The 18281-nt window shown below is 61.4% G+C and carries 11 protein-coding genes; 5 read left to right on the top strand and 6 right to left on the bottom strand.

Annotated features, from left to right (window positions below):
* Nucleotides 1-16: 16 nt before the first annotated feature.
* Genes M5E06_RS31560 through M5E06_RS31550 form a run of 3 tightly spaced genes read left to right on the top strand, consistent with a single transcriptional unit; the run spans nt 17 to nt 4506 of the window.
* Complete coding sequence (locus M5E06_RS31560; RefSeq protein ID WP_252141625.1) at nt 17-1234, top strand: glycosyltransferase family 4 protein; 1218 nt, start codon at nt 17-19, stop codon at nt 1232-1234.
* Nucleotides 1231-2775 carry a glycosyltransferase family protein gene (locus M5E06_RS31555; RefSeq protein ID WP_252141624.1) on the top strand — a complete coding sequence of 515 codons (1545 nt, stop codon included), beginning with the start codon at nt 1231-1233 and terminating at the stop codon, nt 2773-2775. Before M5E06_RS31560 ends, M5E06_RS31555 begins: the two co-directional genes overlap by 4 nt.
* Nucleotides 2776-2835: 60 nt before the next feature.
* Nucleotides 2836-4506, top strand: coding sequence for a glycosyltransferase family 4 protein (locus M5E06_RS31550; protein WP_252141623.1), 1671 nt, complete (start codon nt 2836-2838; stop codon nt 4504-4506).
* 366 nt (nt 4507-4872) lie between these two features.
* Here the strand turns inward: M5E06_RS31550 and M5E06_RS31545 are convergent, their stop codons facing one another.
* The 4 genes from M5E06_RS31545 to gmd all read right to left on the bottom strand — a co-directional run bounded on the left by M5E06_RS31545 (nt 4873) and on the right by gmd (nt 9416).
* Entirely contained in the window at nt 4873-6093 is a 1221-nt protein-coding gene (locus M5E06_RS31545) for a glycosyltransferase family 4 protein (RefSeq protein ID WP_252141622.1), read from the bottom strand.
* A gap of 198 nt (nt 6094-6291) precedes the next feature.
* A complete protein-coding gene (locus tag M5E06_RS31540) occupies nt 6292-7380 on the bottom strand; it encodes a glycosyltransferase family 61 protein (RefSeq protein ID WP_252141621.1) in 1089 nt (362 codons plus the stop codon).
* 7 nt (nt 7381-7387) lie between these two features.
* Nucleotides 7388-8362: a GDP-L-fucose synthase gene (gene fcl / locus M5E06_RS31535; RefSeq protein WP_286209076.1), complete on the bottom strand. Its 975-nt coding sequence runs from the start codon at nt 8360-8362 to the stop codon at nt 7388-7390.
* Nucleotides 8346-9416 (bottom strand): GDP-mannose 4,6-dehydratase, encoded by a 1071-nt coding sequence (gene gmd, locus M5E06_RS31530; RefSeq protein ID WP_252141620.1) that lies wholly within the window; start codon nt 9414-9416, stop codon nt 8346-8348. The genes fcl and gmd overlap by 17 nt, the downstream gene beginning before the upstream one ends.
* 457 nt (nt 9417-9873) lie before the next feature.
* Between gmd and M5E06_RS31525 the strand changes: the two genes are divergently transcribed.
* Both M5E06_RS31525 and M5E06_RS31520 read left to right on the top strand, forming a co-directional pair.
* Entirely contained in the window at nt 9874-10548 is a 675-nt protein-coding gene (locus tag M5E06_RS31525) for an AAA family ATPase (protein WP_252141619.1), read from the top strand.
* The gene (locus M5E06_RS31520; protein ID WP_252141618.1) at nt 10545-11036 is read left to right on the top strand and encodes a hypothetical protein; all 492 of its coding nucleotides are present in this window, start codon (nt 10545-10547) and stop codon (nt 11034-11036) included. Before M5E06_RS31525 ends, M5E06_RS31520 begins: the two co-directional genes overlap by 4 nt.
* A gap of 210 nt (nt 11037-11246) precedes the next feature.
* Here M5E06_RS31520 and M5E06_RS31515 read toward each other — a convergent pair whose 3' ends face one another.
* A complete protein-coding gene (locus M5E06_RS31515) occupies nt 11247-12323 on the bottom strand; it encodes a glycosyltransferase family 2 protein (protein WP_252141617.1) in 1077 nt (358 codons plus the stop codon).
* A 393-nt stretch (nt 12324-12716) separates the two neighbouring features.
* Nucleotides 12717-18020, bottom strand: a complete 5304-nt coding sequence (locus tag M5E06_RS31500; RefSeq protein ID WP_286209074.1) for a calcium-binding protein — start codon at nt 18018-18020, stop codon at nt 12717-12719.
* Nucleotides 18021-18281: the final 261 nt, after the last annotated feature.

Below are 18281 nucleotides of genomic sequence, written 5' to 3'. Positions count from 1 at the left end.
TTCTGCCTGGTTTGCCATGAAAATCGTCTTCATCCACCAGAACATGCCAGGGCAGTACAAGCACTTGGCCACCAAGCTTGCTCAGAGTGCCGACAATCAGGTGATCTTCATCACTAAAAGGAAGGACCGGGACATCCCCCGCGTCAAGCGCATCAATTATGAGCTGGCCCGCGAACCGAGCAAGACGATCCATCAATACCTGTACCGAACGGAAGACGCCGTTCTGCATGGGCAGGCGGTCGCCCGGATCCTTCTGCAGCTGCGCCGGGAAAACTTCATCCCTGACATCATCATCACCCACCCAGGATGGGGTGAGGCACTGTTCGCCAAGGATGTTTTCCCGGAAACACCGCTGCTGAACCATTGTGAGTTCTATTATCAGGCCCGCGGGCAGGACATCGATTTCGATCCGTCCCAGCCACCTGACATGGATGCTATTCTGCGAACGCGGATCCGCAGCACGCATTTGCTTTTGTCGCTGGAATCCTGCGACCGCGGCCTGTCGCCGACCCAATGGCAGCGCAGCGTCCATCCCAAGATCTATCATCCAAAGATTACAGTCATCCATGAGGGCGTGGACACCAATGCGCTCCAGCCCGATCCCGATGCCACCTTCGACCTGCCTGATGGAACCGTTGTGACCCGTCAGGACGAGGTGGTGACCTATGTTGCGCGCAATCTGGAGCCCTATCGCGGCTTCACCACCATGGTGCGCGCAATCCCGCGCATTTGCGAGGAGCGTCCCAACGCCAAAATCCTTATCGTTGGCGGCGACGGCATCAGCTATGGCAGTGGACCCAAGGATGCCGCGAACTGGCGAGAGAAGATGCTGGCAGAGGTTCCGGTGGATCGGTCGCGAGTTTTTTTCTTGGGTTATCTCCCCTACGACCGCTTCACGCGGATGCTGCAGGTATCCTCGGCGCACGTCTACCTGACCTATCCCTTTGTCTTGTCCTGGTCCATGCTGGAAGCCATGTCGCTCGGTGCCCTCGTCATCGGGTCGCGGACCAAACCCGTTGAGGAGGTCATCAGCCACGGCCAGAACGGCCTGCTGGTCGACTTCTTCTCTCCCGATGCGGTGGCGAAGCAGGTCGTGTCTGTCCTTGAGGATCGCAGTGCTTTCGCCGAGATTGCCCGTACCGGGCGGCGCACCGTCCTGCGCAAGTATGATCTCGCCCACTGTTTGAAGCAGCAGATGGCTCTGATCCATTCCATGGTCCGGGGGCGGGCATGAGCACTCTACCGGCCGCTACGCTCGCCCCTGATCTGGTCGCCATCCGGCTAGCGATGCTCGTGCCGCCGGACAGCGGAGTCGTGTTCGAGGTCTGCCGGCCGGGCGCATCTGTGGCCTCGCTGGCGCGGTTGCGCAACCCGGCAATCCGCTTTGCCATTCTTCCGCTGTCGGATGAACGTGGGCCAGATGACTTGTCCGTCCTGCTCGGCCCGGCGCGTCCGCAGTTCGATTCCGTCCTGCTTCATGAGGCCGTACTGGCTCTGCCGTCGCCCTTCGCGATGGTTGGAATGCTCCTGCCCTATCTGCACCCAGGTGCGCCGGTGTTGTTCGCGCTTCCTCGCGTGGCACTGGAACGCCTACAAGCCGGTGGTCCAAGCGCTTCTCCGAGGGCAGCGATCCACGCAGCTTTGGCGGAGATCGGACTGGTCGTGGTTCAGGTCTTTACGGTGTGTCCCGATGAAGCCAAAGGTACAGGCGACTTTTCACACGTGATCGTCCAAGCCGTACGGCAAGGGGAATTGCGGCGTCTCCTGATCAGCGCCAACACGCTGCGACCGTCTGGAGGCTGCAATGATACCCGCATCGATCTTCCGCATGCCTTCCTGTCGGCTGTGCCAGGGGTGCGGATCCAATCTGGGATCAATCACATTTACAAGACGGACCGGCTGCCGGGTGAAGGGCGGGTCAATGTTCTGCAGAGGCGCATCTGCGGTCCGAATGACCTGCCCAATCTGAAAATGGTCATGCAGCAGGGCTATCTCCTGGTTGCTGAATTCGACGACCATCCGAATCACTGGCCAGCCATGACCGAGTTCCGGCATCTCACTTTCCGCGCTGTGCATGCGGTCCAGACGTCAACCGAAGATCTGGCGGAGGAGCTGCGACAATACAACCCAGAAATCGCCATTTTTCCCAATCAAATCGCTGCCCTTCCTCCGCCACGCGCTGTGCGTGCAGACGGTCGGGTAACGCTGTTCTTTGGCGCCTTCAACCGAGGCGGCGACTGGCATCCAATGATAGACCTGCTGAACCAACTTCTGGCCACGCACCGCGGCCGGATTGACGTCCAGGTCGTGCATGACCGAGCTTTCTTTGATGCCCTCGCCACCGGAGACAAGAGCTTTACGCCGACTTGCAGCTATGAGGACTATATTCGGATCTTACAACGGTGTGATATCGCGCTGTTGCCCCTTAACGACACTCTGTTCAACCGCTGTAAATCCGATCTGAAATTCATTGAATGCGCGGCTCACAGCGTCGTTGTGCTCGCCAGTCCGATTGTCTACGGGGAATCAGTTAAAGACGGTGTAACGGGTGTTCTTTTCCGAACACCGGAAGAATTCCGCCTGCGGCTCGAAGGCTTGATCACCGCCCCCTGGACACGCGCCGGCATCGCCGAACGGGCTTACCGCTACGTGCGCGACCACCGTCTGCTGGCCCAGCATTTCCGCAAGCGGCTATCCTGGTACAGCTCTCTGCTGGAGCGTAAAGAGGAATTGGACGCCCGACTGTTCGAGCGTGTTCCAGAACTGCGGCCTTGAGGTAAGTTTACCACACGGTCACTCCGCTCCACGCAACGCTTAGTGTAAAGCGAGGCTGCCATGCCCTCGACCGCCGCTATCCACTATCACTCGGACGCCTTCTCGACGAACCGGCCAGACCTTAAGGGCCGGCATTCTGCGGGAGCTGGCTTCCTCAGGGCGCTTGCGCGCTATCACGAGGCAATGCCTTTGCATTGCTACACGCCGAGCCGGCAGCACGCTCTCGAGTTTGCGAAGGCGGTGGAGCAGGCGGCGGGCCGCCCACGGCCGGTGAGGTGGATTTCCACTCCCGACTTAGCGGGCCTCACCCAACCGGGCTGCCTGTTCCTGCCGGAGCCGACACTCGGCAGCTATGCATGGCAGCGCCGATTTCTTGATCAACGTGCCTACAGCCTTTGTGGGGTCACCCACACCATTTCTACAGTGCGTGTCATGGACGCGTTCGGCGATTATATGATTGCACCGCTCCAGCCCTGGGACGCTTTGGTGGTCACGTCCCATCCGGCCCGGGCCGCCATCAGTATGGTTCTCGAAAACTGGGGTGATTATTTGCAGACGCGGTTCGGTGGTCTCGCCCACTCCCCGGTGCGGATGCCGGTGATCCCCTTGGGCGTTGATTGCGACCGCTTCGCTGAGACACCGGAGAACTTGGCTCTGGGGGAGGGGCTACGTCGGCTCTATGGCATCGGTCCCGATGACATTGTGGTCTTGTTCTATGGACGCTTGTCTTTCCACGCCAAAGCCCACCCTCTTGCTATGTTCCAAGCCTGCGAATGGGCTCAGGAACGGACCCGGCGTAAACTCCATCTCCTTCTGACTGGTTCGGCCAGCAATGCCGAAATTGAGCGAGAATTTCGCGATGGCGTTCATCGTTATTGCCCGTCCGTCAACACCATTATCTTGAATGGCGCTGACCCTGCAAATTCCCAAGCACCTTGGTTTTGTGCGGACATCTTCATGTCGCTGTCCGACAATATTCAAGAAACATTCGGTCTCACTCCGATTGAAGCAATGGCCGCCGGCTTGCCGGTCATTGTATCGGATTGGGATGGATACCGGGATACAATCAGCGACGGTGAGGTTGGATTTCGCGTCCCAACCCTCCTTTCTCCACCGGGGAGCGGTCGGGAGTTGGCCTACCGTGCACTGATGGGGGTGGACAGCAGCGACCGCAGCATGGGGGCAGTCAGCCAAGCGACAGCGGTGGACAGCGTGGCGGCCGGGGACGCGCTCCTGCGCCTTATCGAAGATCCCGATCAACGTCGCCGCATGGGCGATGCCGGACGCCGGCGAGCTCGTGCCATGTTCGACTGGTCGGTTGTGATGGCCGCTTATGAAGCATTGTGGGGTGAATTGGCCCACTTGCGCGTGAGTGCCACAGAGATCGCTTCTCCGCGACCCGAAGTCGACCCCGTCCCTTTGCGAGCCGATCCCTTTACGATCTTTCAGGACTTTGCCACCCGGCAACTGGACTTGAACCTGCGTCTGCGTTGCGGGCACCCCGATCCGGAAGTGGCGCTTCGGGACATCCTCGGAGCGAATATGAATAATTTCAGCGCCGCCACGCTGCTTTTGCCCCAGGAGATGAGACGCCTTCTGCTTCACGCTCACGGACATGAGCGCAGTCTGGACGAGCTGATTGCACTTTCGAGTTCCGAGTTCCGTGAGCGGGCCACCCGAACGGTGGCATGGCTCGTGAAATGTAATCTGTTAACTGCTCGGCTTGTGTGAGGGTAGGTTCCTCGAAAATTGAGGTGAATTCCAATCCATCCGCATTTCCGGTGCAGGGCAGATACGGACCGAAGTGCTGGCGGTGCCAGCAGTATAGCCGACTGACGTCCATGCTCTGGCGATGGGCAGCCTCAGGCGCTTTGATGCCGGGCTTGAGACGTCTTTTCGACCAGCCCAGTTTCTCCTCATCGCTGAACTGTCGCCGCGTTCGATGGTCATAGGGAGTGCCATAGGAGTATCTTCTGTTGCTCAACCTTTCAACCCGGTCAAAAGTCGGTGCTCGGCGGAGGGGGATGAATTTCTGGGCCCGTGCCTGATCTGAAGACGTTGAAACTGGCCAAATCTCAGTGGCGATGCCGCATCTTGTCAGCAGGACCGTAAACCCAGTTCAGACAGCATCCGGTCAATGCGGGTATCCCAAGTCCAAGTCTCCAGCATGCGACGGGCGGCTTTGGCACCAACTGTCGCGGCAGCCGTTCGGTCAGTGTAAATGCGTTCCAGCGCTTCGACGATCTCATCGGGATCAGACTCGCCCCAACCGTCAGTGCCCAATCCGTCCGGCCCCTCCTCCACCCTGCCCTGGCGGTGCAGGGGGTAACAGGAGAGGTCGGCAATCAAATCTTGGTGCCCGGTGTTGTCCGACAGGATGGTCGGCACGCCGCAGGCCATCGCCTCCATCGCGACCAGATTGGTACCGCCCTCGCAGCGGTTGGGAAACAGCGCGACGTCGGCATGGCGTAGCAACTGGCCCATCGCTGCGTTGGGCATCGGTGGCGCAATCTGGAACGATCCCTCCGGCAGGCCGCTGTCGCGCAGCCAGCCGGCGACATCGACCTGGCCTTTGTCATCAAGCCGCGGCGCGTGCTCAAGGTGGGGTGAGCGCGCCATGGTGCGCGCCAGGGCTGGCCAGGGACTGAACCAGCCGGCGACCAGCAGCGCATCGGGGTGGCGCTGGTGGAAGCGGCGGAAGGCGGCAACTGTAATGTCTTGTCCTTTACGGAACTCCAGCTTACCGCCGGAATAGATGATGAAGCGGTCACGAGCGTGGGCCCGCGGCGGTCCGGCGTGAAAGATTGTAGGGTCGATGCCCTGCGGGCAGACCGTCACTTGGGTGAGGCCGGCATTGCGCAGCACTTCGGCGGTCCAACTTGCCCCAGCGGCAATGGTGGCGAAGCGGCGGCCGCGCTCGACCGCTTCACGGTCGAGTTTGCTATCCTCTAGAAAGACGATGGCCACATCCGGATCACCGCTTAGCGTGAATGCTCCCGCCGGCTGGATCAACCCATTGCCCAACCCGTGAAGCATTGGGAACGTACCTCTCACTGGACTGGTCGGGTTGGGTCGAGTGGCCATGGCAGTGATGATGGCATTGGCATTGGCCTCTAGCCGCTTCAGCAGTATCGGGTCTGTGGTTTTGCGGTCGAGTGATCCCAAGCCATAAAAAGGCATCGGCTCCAGATCGCCCGCTGCCAGCATTCGCCGGGCAACATGAAAGCCAAGCAGCCCCCAGCCTGAATAGCTGCTGATCTGCCAGACAAGTCCGACCTTGCGGACATCTCCGCCGAGGTCAACTGCTTTATAGCTCATCGAAGACTCACCGTTTCATAGGGCATCGTGGAATGAGAAATCTCTTTAATAAAAATATAGTTATTCCGACATGCTATTCACTCTTTTCCACAGGGAGGCTGGTGAATGACGTGCCGGAGATTTGTCAGGCCAGTGCGCTGCTCCAGCACAGCCATATAACAGTCCGTGAACCAATGGGTAAAAGCTGAGTACCATCCATTATTTTGGTCGGCTTTCTGCCGCCATAGACTGAAACGTCACACTCTCAACCTGCGCAGGATCTAAGTAAAAGTCAGAATTATGGTTACCAGGAATGTCTGTGTTTTCTTTTGATGCTGCAATGGCAACATAGCGTTGCCCCAAGGCCTGAGCCAGTTGCGCGAAATGTTGCAGACCACCCGCATTGGAGCGAAGTTCGATGACGGTTGCCCCACGTCCGGCGAAGATCATATTGACCAGACCGGCTCCGTGCGGTCCGACAATGATTTCAGCTTCGGAAAAAATCTGCCGTTGCTCCTGGAAGGATAGCTTCCCAGGCACGATCAGCTCAAAGCCATTCCGCTCCAAGGTTGAGAACACCTCATTCTCGTTGTGGAGGCGTCTTCTTGTGGCGTCCTGCCGGGAGACATACAGTCGTCTGCTTCCAAGAACAGGAGCCGGAGCCTGCAAGATGTCCTGAAGAATGCTGGCTCCTCGCTGGTGTAGGAATCCATATTGCGAAAAATTTGAGAACACATAAGCCGATCGGAAGGGCCAAGCCCGATTAGCATCGATCCAGAGAATATCCTCGTTCTGGTAGCCGAGCAGGTGAAGCATGTCATGGGCGAATGCGGGAATATCGCGCAACAAGGCGATGCGTTTGACCCCCCACTTCGTGAAGCTTTCCCTCAGATGCTGGAAGGCGACCAAGCGAGGAAAAAAGTCAAGAAGCCAGTGATAATAGTTTCCCCAGAAGTCTCCACCGACAAACAGGATTGGTTCGTCAACGACAGGGGCGGCTTTGACTGAGACCAGACACCGCTCGTCTCCAAGTGGGCGAATCCAAGGGAACCGCCCTTTCCTGATGAGAAAGGGATTGATTGCCGTTCCATCGACGATCATCCGGTTGTCCTGGGTCAAAAAACCCCAGTCCTGGGGGATGGCCACCACATTGTTGAGGGCGTAAAGCGCGGGATACAGGCGAATGACATGGGCGTCGTGAATGATCGACTCGCGCTCGGCCAATGCCCCCACGAACCGTCCGGCTTCGAACAGCGAGTCAAACCGAGCTTCCCGACGCACCGGGAGTGACGGGGCATCCATCGGCATCCTCATTTCAGTTTGCGGTCACCGTTGCATGAGGACCGTTTGCTCGGTACCACGCATAGGTGCTCTCGATGCCATCCTGCAAATCAAGGCGGGCCGTCCAGCCCAGTTGGGCCAGCCGCTCGACATTGAGCAACTTGCGGGGGGTGCCATCGGGCTTGCTGGTGTCCTGGACGAAGCGGCCGCGGTAGCCAACCACCTCGGCAATCAATTCGGCCAACTCGCGAATGGTGACGTCGGTTCCGGTGCCGACATTGAGCGGCACATCGCCAGAATAAGTTTGGAGCAGGAAGACGCAGGCGTCGGCCAGATCGTCGACATGCAGGAACTCGCGCCGTGGCGTGCCGGTGCCCCACAGCACCACCTCATCGGAGCCCTCGCGCGTGGCGCGGTCGATCTTGGCCATCAGTGCGGGAAGGACATGGCTGGAGGCAAGGTCGAAATTGTCGCCGGGACCATAGAGGTTGGTGGGCATCGCGCTGATAAAGTCGCAGCCATATTGCTGGCGATAGGCTTGGCACAGCTTGATGCCGGCGATCTTGGCGATCGCGTACCACTCGTTGGTCGGCTCCAGTGCACCGGTCAGCAGCGCATCCTCGCTGATCGGCTGGTCAGCCAGGCGCGGATAGATGCAGGACGAGCCAAGGAACAGGAGTTTGGCCACGTCGCGACGATAGGCGGCGTGGATGATGTTCGTCTCGATCGCCAAGTTGTCATAGAGGAATTCGGCCGGTCGGGTGGCATTGGCCAGGATGCCGCCGACCCTGGCGGCGGCGACCACAACGACATCAGGCTTCTCGGCAGCCATCCAGCTTTCGACCTCGCTCTGACGGCGCAGGTCGACCGTCTCACGTCCTGCGGTCAAGACAGTGCACCCCTCGCTGGCCAAGCGGCGCACAACGGCGGAGCCGACCATCCCGCGGTGCCCAGCCACCCAGACGCGGCGGCCTTGCAGGGCGAAGGGAAGCTCAGCCTTGGTTGCCATAGCGCGGTGCCTCCAGCTTGAGAGCCTTCAAATCGGACTCGACCATCTCGCGCACCAGCTCAGGAAAGCTGGTGCGGTGCACCCAGCCCAACGCCTCGCGCGCTTTGCTGGGATCCCCCAACAGCAGATCCACCTCAGTCGGGCGGAAATAGCGCGGATCGACCTCGATCAACGTCTGACCGGTCGCCTCATCAACGCCCTTCTCATCCACGCCACTGCCTGTCCAGGCGATGCGGCGGCCAATATGAGCAAAGGCCAGCTCAACGAACTCGCGGATGCTGTGGGTCTCGCCGGTTGCCAGCACATAATCGTCTGGCGTGGGTTGTTGCAGAATGCGCCACATGCCCTCGACGAAGTCGCGGGCATGCCCCCAGTCGCGCTTGGCATCGAGATTGCCAAGATAGAGCTTGTCTTGCCGCCCAAGCTCAATGGCAGCGACCGCGCGGGTGATCTTGCGGGTGACAAAGGTCTCGCCGCGGGTCGGGCCTTCATGGTTGAACAGGATGCCATTGGAGGCGTGCAGGCCGTAGGCTTCGCGGTAATTCACCGTGATCCAGTATGCATAAAGCTTGGCCGCGGCGTAGGGGCTGCGTGGGTAAAAGGGGGTGGTCTCGCGCTGTGGCGTCTCCTGCACCTTGCCATAGAGCTCCGAGGTCGAGGCCTGATAAAAGCGCACCCGCTCGCTCAGCTTGAGGATGCGGATGGCTTCCAGCAGGCGCAGCGTGCCGATGCCATCGGCATTGGCGGTGTATTCCGGCGTCTCGAAACTGACCTGGACGTGGCTTTGGGCGGCGAGATTGTAAATCTCGGTCGGCTGGACCTCTTCGACCACGCGGATCAGGTTGGTGGCGTCGGTGAGGTCGCCATGGTGCAGGACGAAACGGACATCCGGCTCATGCAGGTCGCGGTAGAGATGATCGACGCGTGCGGTGTTGAAGGAAGAGGAACGGCGCTTGAGACCGTGCACTCGGTAGCCTTTGGCAAGCAGCAATTCCGCGAGCAGGGCACCGTCTTGGCCCGTCGCGCCGGTGATCAATGCGACCTTGTCAGACATACGCTTCCATCCTTCCCTCAAGGCCCCAGCTCTCGCCGGCTTGCAAGTCTTGCCGGACGCACGGTGGCCGAAGCTCCTTCTAATTCACCAGTTGGCAGGCAGCGTCAAGCGACACACGTTCGCCGCTTAGCACCGGGCGTGATCAGTCACAAGGGCAAGCGGGCAAAAGCCCAAGAGACCGGGTACCCAAAAGACCAGAAGTGCTGCTGGGCAGTGAAGGGGAGGCTTTGACCATCCGGTGATGAAATGCCCTAAGGTCGCTTAGGATGGCGCTTTCCGCGAGGACCGCTGGTGATAGCAGCAGCGAGCCAAGGTCACCTCGCGCAAATACCCTTTTGGGCTTTTGGTCAAATACCCGAAAGTGAGGATCGGTAAGTGCCCTCTTGCCTGCTTGCCTGGCTTGAGCGTAGTAGTAATGCAGCCTTCTCCTATCCCTTGCTCCCGGAGCTGCCTTGCTGTGATCACCATCGCCCTCGCCAGCAACAAAGGCGGTTGCGCCAAGACCACGACAGCTTGCGCGCTTGCCACCGACTTGGCGCTCGACGGTTTGCGCACCTGCATCCTCGACTGCGACCCCAACCAGCACGCCGCCGCGTTCGGCCGGCGGGCCGCTGTGCCAGGCTTCTCCGTCGTTCCCAACGTCGGCGAGGAGACAGTGATCGAAGAGATCCGCAACGCCCGCAGCAACTGCGACTTTCTGATCCTGGATCTGCCTGGCGTCGCGTCGCGCTTGACCATTCTCGGCATCGGCAAGTCGGCCTTCGTCATCGTACCCTGCCAGCAGTCGGCGCCCGACTTGCGCGATGCATTGCGCACCAACCATCAGATCGACGAAACCGGCGACATCGGCAGCCGCCAAATCGGGCGGGCGCTGCTGTGGACGCGCGTGCCGTCAGGTTTCGAAAGCCGGGTGGCTAAGCAAATTCGCGCCGACGGCGAAACCCGGATGCCCACCTTTTCAACCAGCGTGATGGAGCGCACAGCCTACAAGGAGATGCTGCTGACCGGCGTTCCGCCCCGGGTGTCGGCGCCGGACAGTGCTGCGGCCGCCAACATCCAGGCGGTCAAGGCCGAACTGCTCGACCGCTTGGCCAGTCTCGACGCCGCCGTCCGCACGGAGGCTCACGTATGAGCAAGCCGCGCCGCGAACGCCCGCCCCTGCCCTCGGCATTCGATGATGAGGATTTGATCCCGTCGCGCGCCGAGGCCACCCCGAACAGCCGGCCGGACCTGTCGGCTCTGGCCGCCCTCACCGACAGCGTCGATGATCAGCGTCTCTTGGCCGGCACCGACCAATTCGCCGTCTCTTCCGGTCTGCCCTCCTTGCGGCCGCTGGTTGGCAGTCATGCCGTAGCCCCGCCCTCCCCTGTCATACCGTCTCCGGTCCCGGTTGCACCGCCACGTGAACCGACCGAAGAGTTTAAGGTCACCGTACCGCGCTACCTGAACCGGCAGCTGGCAGCGGTTGCCGCTGACCGGCGGGTCACCAAGCAGTATCTGGTGTTGGAGGCGCTGCGTGCCGCCGGCTATCGGCTGGATGAAGCCGATTTGCATGAGGACGGTCGCCGCTACCGCGGCCGCCGTGCTGCTGAGCGGGATGGGCGGCAACGCCAAGGATGATCCTCAGGGTAGAAGCCCAAGCGGACATCTGGGCAAAGGGGTGGTTGACCTGATGGCTGCCTGGGCAGTGGGAGGTTGCTGTGCAGTGGTGATGCTGGCGCTTGTCACAGGGCGTTCCTGTTCAATCGAGCAGGGCCGCCGGTTCTGATACAGACCCTGCCGCACGCCCCGACACAGCTCCAGCTACGTCGGGGAACGGTGCGCAAGCGGTCAATTGGTCAAAAGGGTATTTGGGCCGTTGACCGTCAGGGCGGTAAGCCACTGTTCGAAATACCGCAGCACTGGCTCGGGCGCTTGATCGGCTTCGGTCAGTGCGGTGGCGGAACAGGTTTGGGAGAACTTGGTCAGCTGGCGGTCGAACGAGTTGCCCGACCGCCACACGTAGACAGCGGTCTCATTGCCGACATACCAACCGGTCAGCACCCGGTCTGCCAGCCGACGGTAGACGACATCTTCAAAATTGCGAAACGGGGGAAAGCCGCCAAGGCGGGCATGGGCGCTCCGGCGGATCGCGAAAGGACCAACGGCGGCGGCGGAAATCGCCGGAATCCAACTCGGGTCAATCGGTCGGCTCGTCGTGAAACGGGTACAGACGAAATCGATATCCGGACGCTGGAGGAACGCTTTGGCACACACGGCCAGATGCGAGGGCAAATAGAGGTCGTCAGCATCGAGAAAGCATAGGAACTCGCCACTCGCCTGGGCTGCTCCAGTGTTGCGGGCGCAACCCGCCCCCCGATTTTCCGAATGTTGTAGAATGCGGACAGAAAGTTCTGGTCTGTCCTGGGCGCGCGTCACCTCTATGGTGCGGTCGGTGGAACAGTCATCCACCACAATGACTTCGCATGTGATCGGTATGGCCTTCGCCTGTGCGTAGGCAATGGCGGTGCCGATGCTGGACAGTGTCTGAGTGATGGTATCGGCCGCGTTGTAGGCCGGGACGATGACCGAAAAGGACAGTGGTGTGCTCATGGCAGCGCACCTTAAGCAAAAATCGGTCACGCACAAGGGGCCGGTTGTCCGTGCCACACCCGGCAGCGGGAAGCGACGACGCTCGCCAACACGATTTACCTCAGGTGAGTTGGGAAGGTTATTGGCGGCGCTGATGTCCTGTGCTTGGCAGATTACTGGTATGGTGCCATTCGGGTTGCTGCCGACCGGCGGGTCACCAAGCAGTATCTGGTGCTGGAGGCGCTGCGTGCCGCTGGCTACCGGCTGGATAAAGCCGACCTGCACGAGGATGGTCGTCGCTATCGGGGCCGCCGCGCCGCCGAGCGGGACAGGCACCCACCTGGTCGAGACTGAGCCAAGCATCAAGAAGGAAGCTGCCCGCCTGGGCAAGAGGGTTTTTGCCCAGGCGGGTGGTTAACCGCGGGCGCACTTGTCTTCCTTAGCGGAAGAAAGCTCTGCGCCAGACTGGAGAAGCAGACAAAAGCCCAAGCGGTCACTTGGGTCAGTGGCTATTTGCCATTTTTGCCTTTCAGGGCAAGAGTGTGCTCCTGAAAGCAGAGAACCACCTCCGGCGTCAGGTTGGCTTCCCCAGGACCCCAGGAGTGGTGATGGCAAACCTTGCGGGAAGAGGCGGCTGTCTTCCCGCAAGGTTGTCATTTCCGATGAAGAGAAGCGGGAGCGGGACTGGCGGGGCCTTCGCGTCTGGTCGTAAGAGCGAAGGCCCTGGACTCACCAGCTGGTGTACATGAGATGGTCGGCGACTTCGCTTGCACTGATGCCCGTCACGTGCACGGTGCTGTACACCATCCCGCGATACCCGGTCTCGATGGTACAGGCATTGATGCCATTGTCGTAGATGGTGAGGGGAACGCCTCCGGTATAGATGCGGTCACCATCAGAGGCGCGGAAGTCGGAGATGTAGTCAACGCTGTCGGTGCCGCCGGTGATGTCGAAGAGATCGGCTCCGCCCCCGCCCCGCATGATGTCGTTCCCGCTTCCCCCTGAGAGCGTGTCATTCCCATCTCCGCCATAAAGGGAGTCGTTCCCGGCTTCGCCCAACAAAGCGGAGGCATCAGCCGCCAGCAAAGTATCATTGCCATCACCACCTGACAGCGTATCGGACCCGTTAAGCCCAACTATGAATTCGTCGCCGGCATCCCCCTGAACCACATCGGACCCCAACGTGCCATAACGCCCGGAGTCGAGGGTATCGCCACTGAAAGCCTTCCAATCATTGCTGTTTGCCTGCACCCAACTGGCAACCTGGGACAGACTTACACCTTGCAGCGTGATCGTGCCGTGGGAGGGCATCCGATCGAGCGGCCCGTCCGCGTATTGCAGAACGGTGCTGCCGTTCACCTCATCGATGGCGATGAGATGGGCGGGAGCATGCAGGATATCCTCACCAAGAGTGAAATCCTGGACAAGAAGGTTGAAACTCTGCGCCTGATGCATGCCCTCGAAGACGGCAGAGATGGTGTCGCGTCCGGCTCCGCCATTCAACGTGCCGTTGGATGCGGAGAGCAGATCGTTGCCGAACCCGCCACTGAGCGAGTCATCGCCCCAGCCCCCGATCAGAGTGTCATCGCCGCCCATGCCGTAAAGCGTGTCATTTCCCCAGCCACCGTCGAGGCGGTTGTTGCCGAAATTGCCGGTGAAGGCTTCGCTCGACTGGTTGCCGGTGATTGAGCCGTTCAGAGAGGCGCTGTCCTCGCTCAGGACCACCTGCTCCACCCCGTAGGGATTGCCCCAGGAGCCGGAGACGACAACCGTATCGATGTCGGTGCCCATGGAGACGTCCTCGACGACCAGGTCGCCGTCTCTGACATAATAGATGTCGCTCCCTGCACCGCCAGACAGCGTGTCGGCCGCGCTGTCGGCGCCGGCAGACAAGGTGTCATTGCCGTCGCCGCCTTCGAGCAGGTCGGCGCCCTCTGCACCATCCAGCAGGTCGTTTCCGGCCCCTCCTGTCAGGGTTTCAGCGGCGGACGTGCCGAAGACCACCCGATTGCCGGAGGTGTCACCGGAGAAGGCGGCCCAGTCATTGCCGTGGTCGCGCACCCATTGCGTCACGGCCGCTGCCGAGACCCCTGCAAGTGTGAGGGTGCTTACTCCCACCAGTTGCGAGATGATGCCATACCCAAAGGTCAAGACGGCGCTGCCGTCCTGATCGTCAACGCGCTTGAGCGAGTGCAATACGTTCAACCGATCGACACCGAGTTCGAAGTCGGTGATCGTGACCGCAAAGCTGCCCATCTGCTGGCCGGAGGTATAGATCGTGAAAGCGTCGGCACCGCTGCCACCGGTGGTGCGGCCGCGGGAGAGATGGATGTCGTCGTCACCGTCTCCGCCGGAGATGGTGTCCATGCCCGACCCGCCATAGCCCATGCCACCATACAGCGTGTCATTGCCTCCCCTACCCTCGATGACATCATCGCCTTGGCTTGCGTCGATGACATTGTCTCCGGCGTTGCCGATGAGCGTCTCGTTCGCATAGTTGCCAGTGATCGAGCCGTTCTGCGAGGCGGCGTCCTCGCTGAGGATCACACGCTCCACCCCATAGGGGTTGGTCCAAGAGCCGGAAACGATGACGGTGTCTGTGCCTCCGGCGCCATCCGGCCCTTCGATGACCTGATCGCCGGTGCTGACGATGTAGGTGTCGTCGCCGGCACCGCCATAAAGCGTGTCGGCCGCGCTGTCGGCACCGGCAGTCAAGCTGTCGTTGCCGCCCTCGCCATACAGGACGTCGGCTCCGCCCTTGCCGTCGAGGACATCGTTGCCGGCCCCGCCAGTGAGGGTCTCGCCCCCATCGGTGCCGTAGATGACGCGACCGCCCGACGTGTTGCCGGTGAAGGCAGCCCAGTCATTGCCGTTCTGGCGCACCCACGCCGTCACCGCCTCGGCCGTCACGCCGCTCAAGGTCAGCCGCGCCGTTCCAGTCATCGGGACGTCTGGGTTCTCCACGAAGCTCAGAACGGCATTGCCATTGACGTTCTCGATCCCTGTGAACGTCCAGGGGACCGAGAGCGTGTCCTGTCCAAGAACGAAGTCGCCGATGGTTGCGCTGAACACGCCACCTTGGTGATTGCCTGCCCAGGCGGCACGGAACACGTCAGCGCCCTCACCGCCATAGGCCAGGCAGGTGCCGTCATTCGACAGGGTGATGGTGTCGTCGCCGGCATCGCCATAGATGGAGTCGGATCCCCGGCCGCCGCTCAGCGTGTCGTTGCCGGCCCCGCCGCGGATGGTTTCATCGCCCCAGCCGCCGCTGATGAGGTTGTTTCCTGAGTTGCCGACCAACTCGATGGGGAGCATGCCGCCGCTCAGGGAGCCGTTCTGTGCCGCCTCAGCCTCATTCAGCACGACCCGTTCGATGTTCAAAGCCGTGCCGGCGTTCCACCCGCCAGAGATGATGACCGTGTCCGTGCCCTCGTTGGCGTTTTCCACGACCACATCGTTGGGGCCGTTCACATAGTAGGTGTCGTTCCCCGCCCCGCCGTAGAGGGTATCGGCTGCAGCATCCATGCCACCGGTGAGCGTGTCGTCGCCGGCCTCGCCATAAATCTGGTCAGCGCCCGCCCCACCGTCGAGCTGGTCGTTTCCGCCATTGCCATGGATCTCGTTGTTCCCGGCATTTCCCTCAATGATGTTGGCGAGGTCATTGCCGGTGGCAAAGCCATTGGAAGCAGCCCCGACCTCCTGCAAGGTGAGGTTTTCCAGGTTCGCACCAAGCGTCCAGGAGACCTTGGCCACCACCTGGTCGATGCCCTCTCCGGCGGCTTCGGTGATGACATCCTCCGGGCCGTTGACCCAGTACACGTCGTCTCCGCTGCCGCCGAGCAGCGTGTCGGCGGCTGTGTCGTCGCCGGCATAAAGGGTGTCGTTGCCCGCCCCGCCGAAAATCGTGTCGGACGCGGTGTTGCCGCCGAGGATGTCGTCGCCATCCAGGCCGGAGATGGTGTTGGTGCCGGCTGCGGCCCAGATGGTGTCGGCGCCAGGGGTGCCGGTGTAGGTCCTGGTGGTTCCCCCGCCGGTTTCTCCCCCTGTACCACCGCCGGTGCTGGAGCCGGTTAGCAGAACATTGGCTTGGGTCAGCGCACTGCGCTGCACGCCGGCGAGCTTCACCGCACTCGTTGGGCTGAGGGTGACGACGGTGTCGGCGCCCTCCTGGGTGGTCGCCGCCAGAAAGGATTGAAAGCTGGTGAAGGAGGTGATGGCGCGCAGGTCCAGAACGTCGCCCCCGGCACCCGCAGCGAAGCCGTCGATGTAGTCCCATCCTTCGTTGGAGCGGAACACGAAGCTGTCCGACCCAGCCCCGCCATTCATGTAGTCGTTGCCGCCACCTGCATCGATCGTGTCGTTGTTCGCTGTGCCGATGATGGCGTCGCGGGTGTCAGTGCCGGTGAACAGCTGACCGGGCGTACCGCCGGGGGTGCCGCCGGTACCACCGCCCGGATTGCCGCTGACGCTGTCATCGTTGGTGATCACGCCGGTGGCACTGGCCGTTGCCACCGTCCAGCCGGAGCTTGGATTGGACAGCGTTACCGTGAAGCCTTCGTCGCTTTCCTCGAGCGCATCGGCCAAGACGGGCAGGGAGATGGTGGCGCTGGCCTGGCCGGCGGCAAAGCTCAGCGTGCCTTGTGGCAACACGTTGCCAGCGAAGTCGGCCGCGTCCGCCGCGGCCGTGCCGCTGCCGGCTACCGCCCATGTCACCGTTGCGGCAGCCGAGAGGTCGCCGCTGCGCGTGACGGTGAACTGGTAGGCGGTGGTGCCACTGCCAGTGCCTTCAGCAAGGCTCACCGTCGGCGGGCTGATGCTCACCGTGCCCCCGTCGGCATCCCCTCCTGTGCCACCGCCGGTGCTGGAGCCGGTCAGCAGGACGTTGGCTTGAGTCAGCGCACTGCGCTGCACACCGGCCAGCTTCACCGCACTGGTCGGGCCGAGGGTGACGACGGTGTCGGCGCCCTCCTGGGTGGTCGCCGCCAAAAAGGACTGGAAGCTGGTGAAGGACGCAATGGCGCGCAGGTCCAGAACATCACCCCCGGCCCCCGCAGCGAAGCCGTCAATGTAGTCCCAGCCTTCGTTGGAGCGGAACACGAAGGTGTCCGACCCGGCGCCGCCGTTCATGTAGTCGTTGCCGCCGCGCGCATCGATCGTGTCGTTGTTCGCGGTGCCGATGATGGCGTCGCGGGCGTCGGTGCCGGTGAACAGCTGACCGGGGGTGCCGCCGGGGGTGCCGCCCGTACCACCGCTGACGCTGTCATCGTTGGTGATCACGCCGGTGGCGCTGGACGTCGCTACTGTCCAGCCGGAGCTCGGATTGGCCAACGTCACCGTGAAGCCTTCGTCGCTTTCCTGGAGCGCATCGGCCACAACGGGCAGGGAAATGGTGGCGCTGGCTTGGCCGGCGGCGAAGCTCAGCGTGCCCTGCGGCAGCGCGTTGCCAGCGAAGTCCGCCGCGTCCGCCGCAGCCGTGCCGCTGCCGGCCACCGCCCATGTCACCGTTGCAGCAGCCGAGAGGTCGCCGCTGCGCGTCACGGTGAACTGATAGGCGGTGCTGCCACCGCCGTTGCCTTCCGCGAGCGTCACCGTCGGCGGGCTGATGCTCACCGTACCGCCGCCGGTTTCTCCCCCTGTGCCACCGCCGGTGCTGGAACCGGTCAGCAGAACATTGGCTTGGGTGAGTGCGCTGCGCTGTACGCCGGCGAGCTTCACAGCACTGGACGGACCAAGGGTGACGACGGTGTCGGCTCCATCCTGGCTGGTCGCCGCCAAAAAGGATTGGAAGCTGGTGAAGGAGGTGACGGCGCGCAGGTCCAGAACGTCGCCCCCAGCGCCTGCGGAAAAATCCGCAATGACGTCCCAGCCCTCGTTGGAGCGGAACACGAAGGTGTCAGATCCAGTGCCGCCGACCACATAATCATTGCCAGTGCTGGCGTCGATGAGGTCGTTTCCTGCGCCGCCAGCAATGTAATCACGATCAGCCGTACCGGTGAGACTATCGGCCCCGCTCCCTCCCAGGACATTTGCCATTTCTAATCCTTCTTGTGACAATTTCGAGCCAAAGTGACTTGAAGTTGCAATGAAGGCGCTTAGCCAAGCAAAGTCCCCTCGGTATAATCACTGATTGCGCAGTTTTACCATCTTAGTTATTTCAGGATGTATTCGAGAGGAGCCAGGCGTGGTGCCCTGTCCCGGAAGGGGACGCGCAGGAGAACGGTGGAACATTATTCATTGCGATTATAAATAGAATTTAAAGTGAAATACACGCGATTTAGGTGAAAAAATGATGTT

Origin of the sequence: Azospirillum sp. A1-3 (assembly GCF_023806445.1) — a bacterium.
Taxonomy (GTDB): domain Bacteria; phylum Pseudomonadota; class Alphaproteobacteria; order Azospirillales; family Azospirillaceae; genus Azospirillum.
This window is presented reverse-complemented; position numbering and strand designations above follow the sequence as displayed.

What these genes read in the sequence shown, in the direction of transcription:
- M5E06_RS31560 (WP_252141625.1), top strand. Translation starts at nt 17, where the DNA reads ATGAAAATCGTCTTCATCCACCAGAACATGCCAGGGCAGTACAAGCAC.
- M5E06_RS31555 (WP_252141624.1), top strand. Translation starts at nt 1,231, where the DNA reads ATGAGCACTCTACCGGCCGCTACGCTCGCCCCTGATCTGGTCGCCATC.
- M5E06_RS31550 (WP_252141623.1), top strand. Translation starts at nt 2,836, where the DNA reads ATGCCCTCGACCGCCGCTATCCACTATCACTCGGACGCCTTCTCGACG.
- M5E06_RS31545 (WP_252141622.1), bottom strand. Translation starts at nt 6,093, where the DNA reads ATGAGCTATAAAGCAGTTGACCTCGGCGGAGATGTCCGCAAGGTCGGA.
- M5E06_RS31540 (WP_252141621.1), bottom strand. Translation starts at nt 7,380, where the DNA reads ATGCCGATGGATGCCCCGTCACTCCCGGTGCGTCGGGAAGCTCGGTTT.
- fcl (WP_286209076.1), bottom strand. Translation starts at nt 8,362, where the DNA reads ATGGCAACCAAGGCTGAGCTTCCCTTCGCCCTGCAAGGCCGCCGCGTC.
- gmd (WP_252141620.1), bottom strand. Translation starts at nt 9,416, where the DNA reads ATGTCTGACAAGGTCGCATTGATCACCGGCGCGACGGGCCAAGACGGT.
- M5E06_RS31520 (WP_252141618.1), top strand. Translation starts at nt 10,545, where the DNA reads ATGAGCAAGCCGCGCCGCGAACGCCCGCCCCTGCCCTCGGCATTCGAT.
- M5E06_RS31500 (WP_286209074.1), bottom strand. Translation starts at nt 18,020, where the DNA reads ATGGCAAATGTCCTGGGAGGGAGCGGGGCCGATAGTCTCACCGGTACG.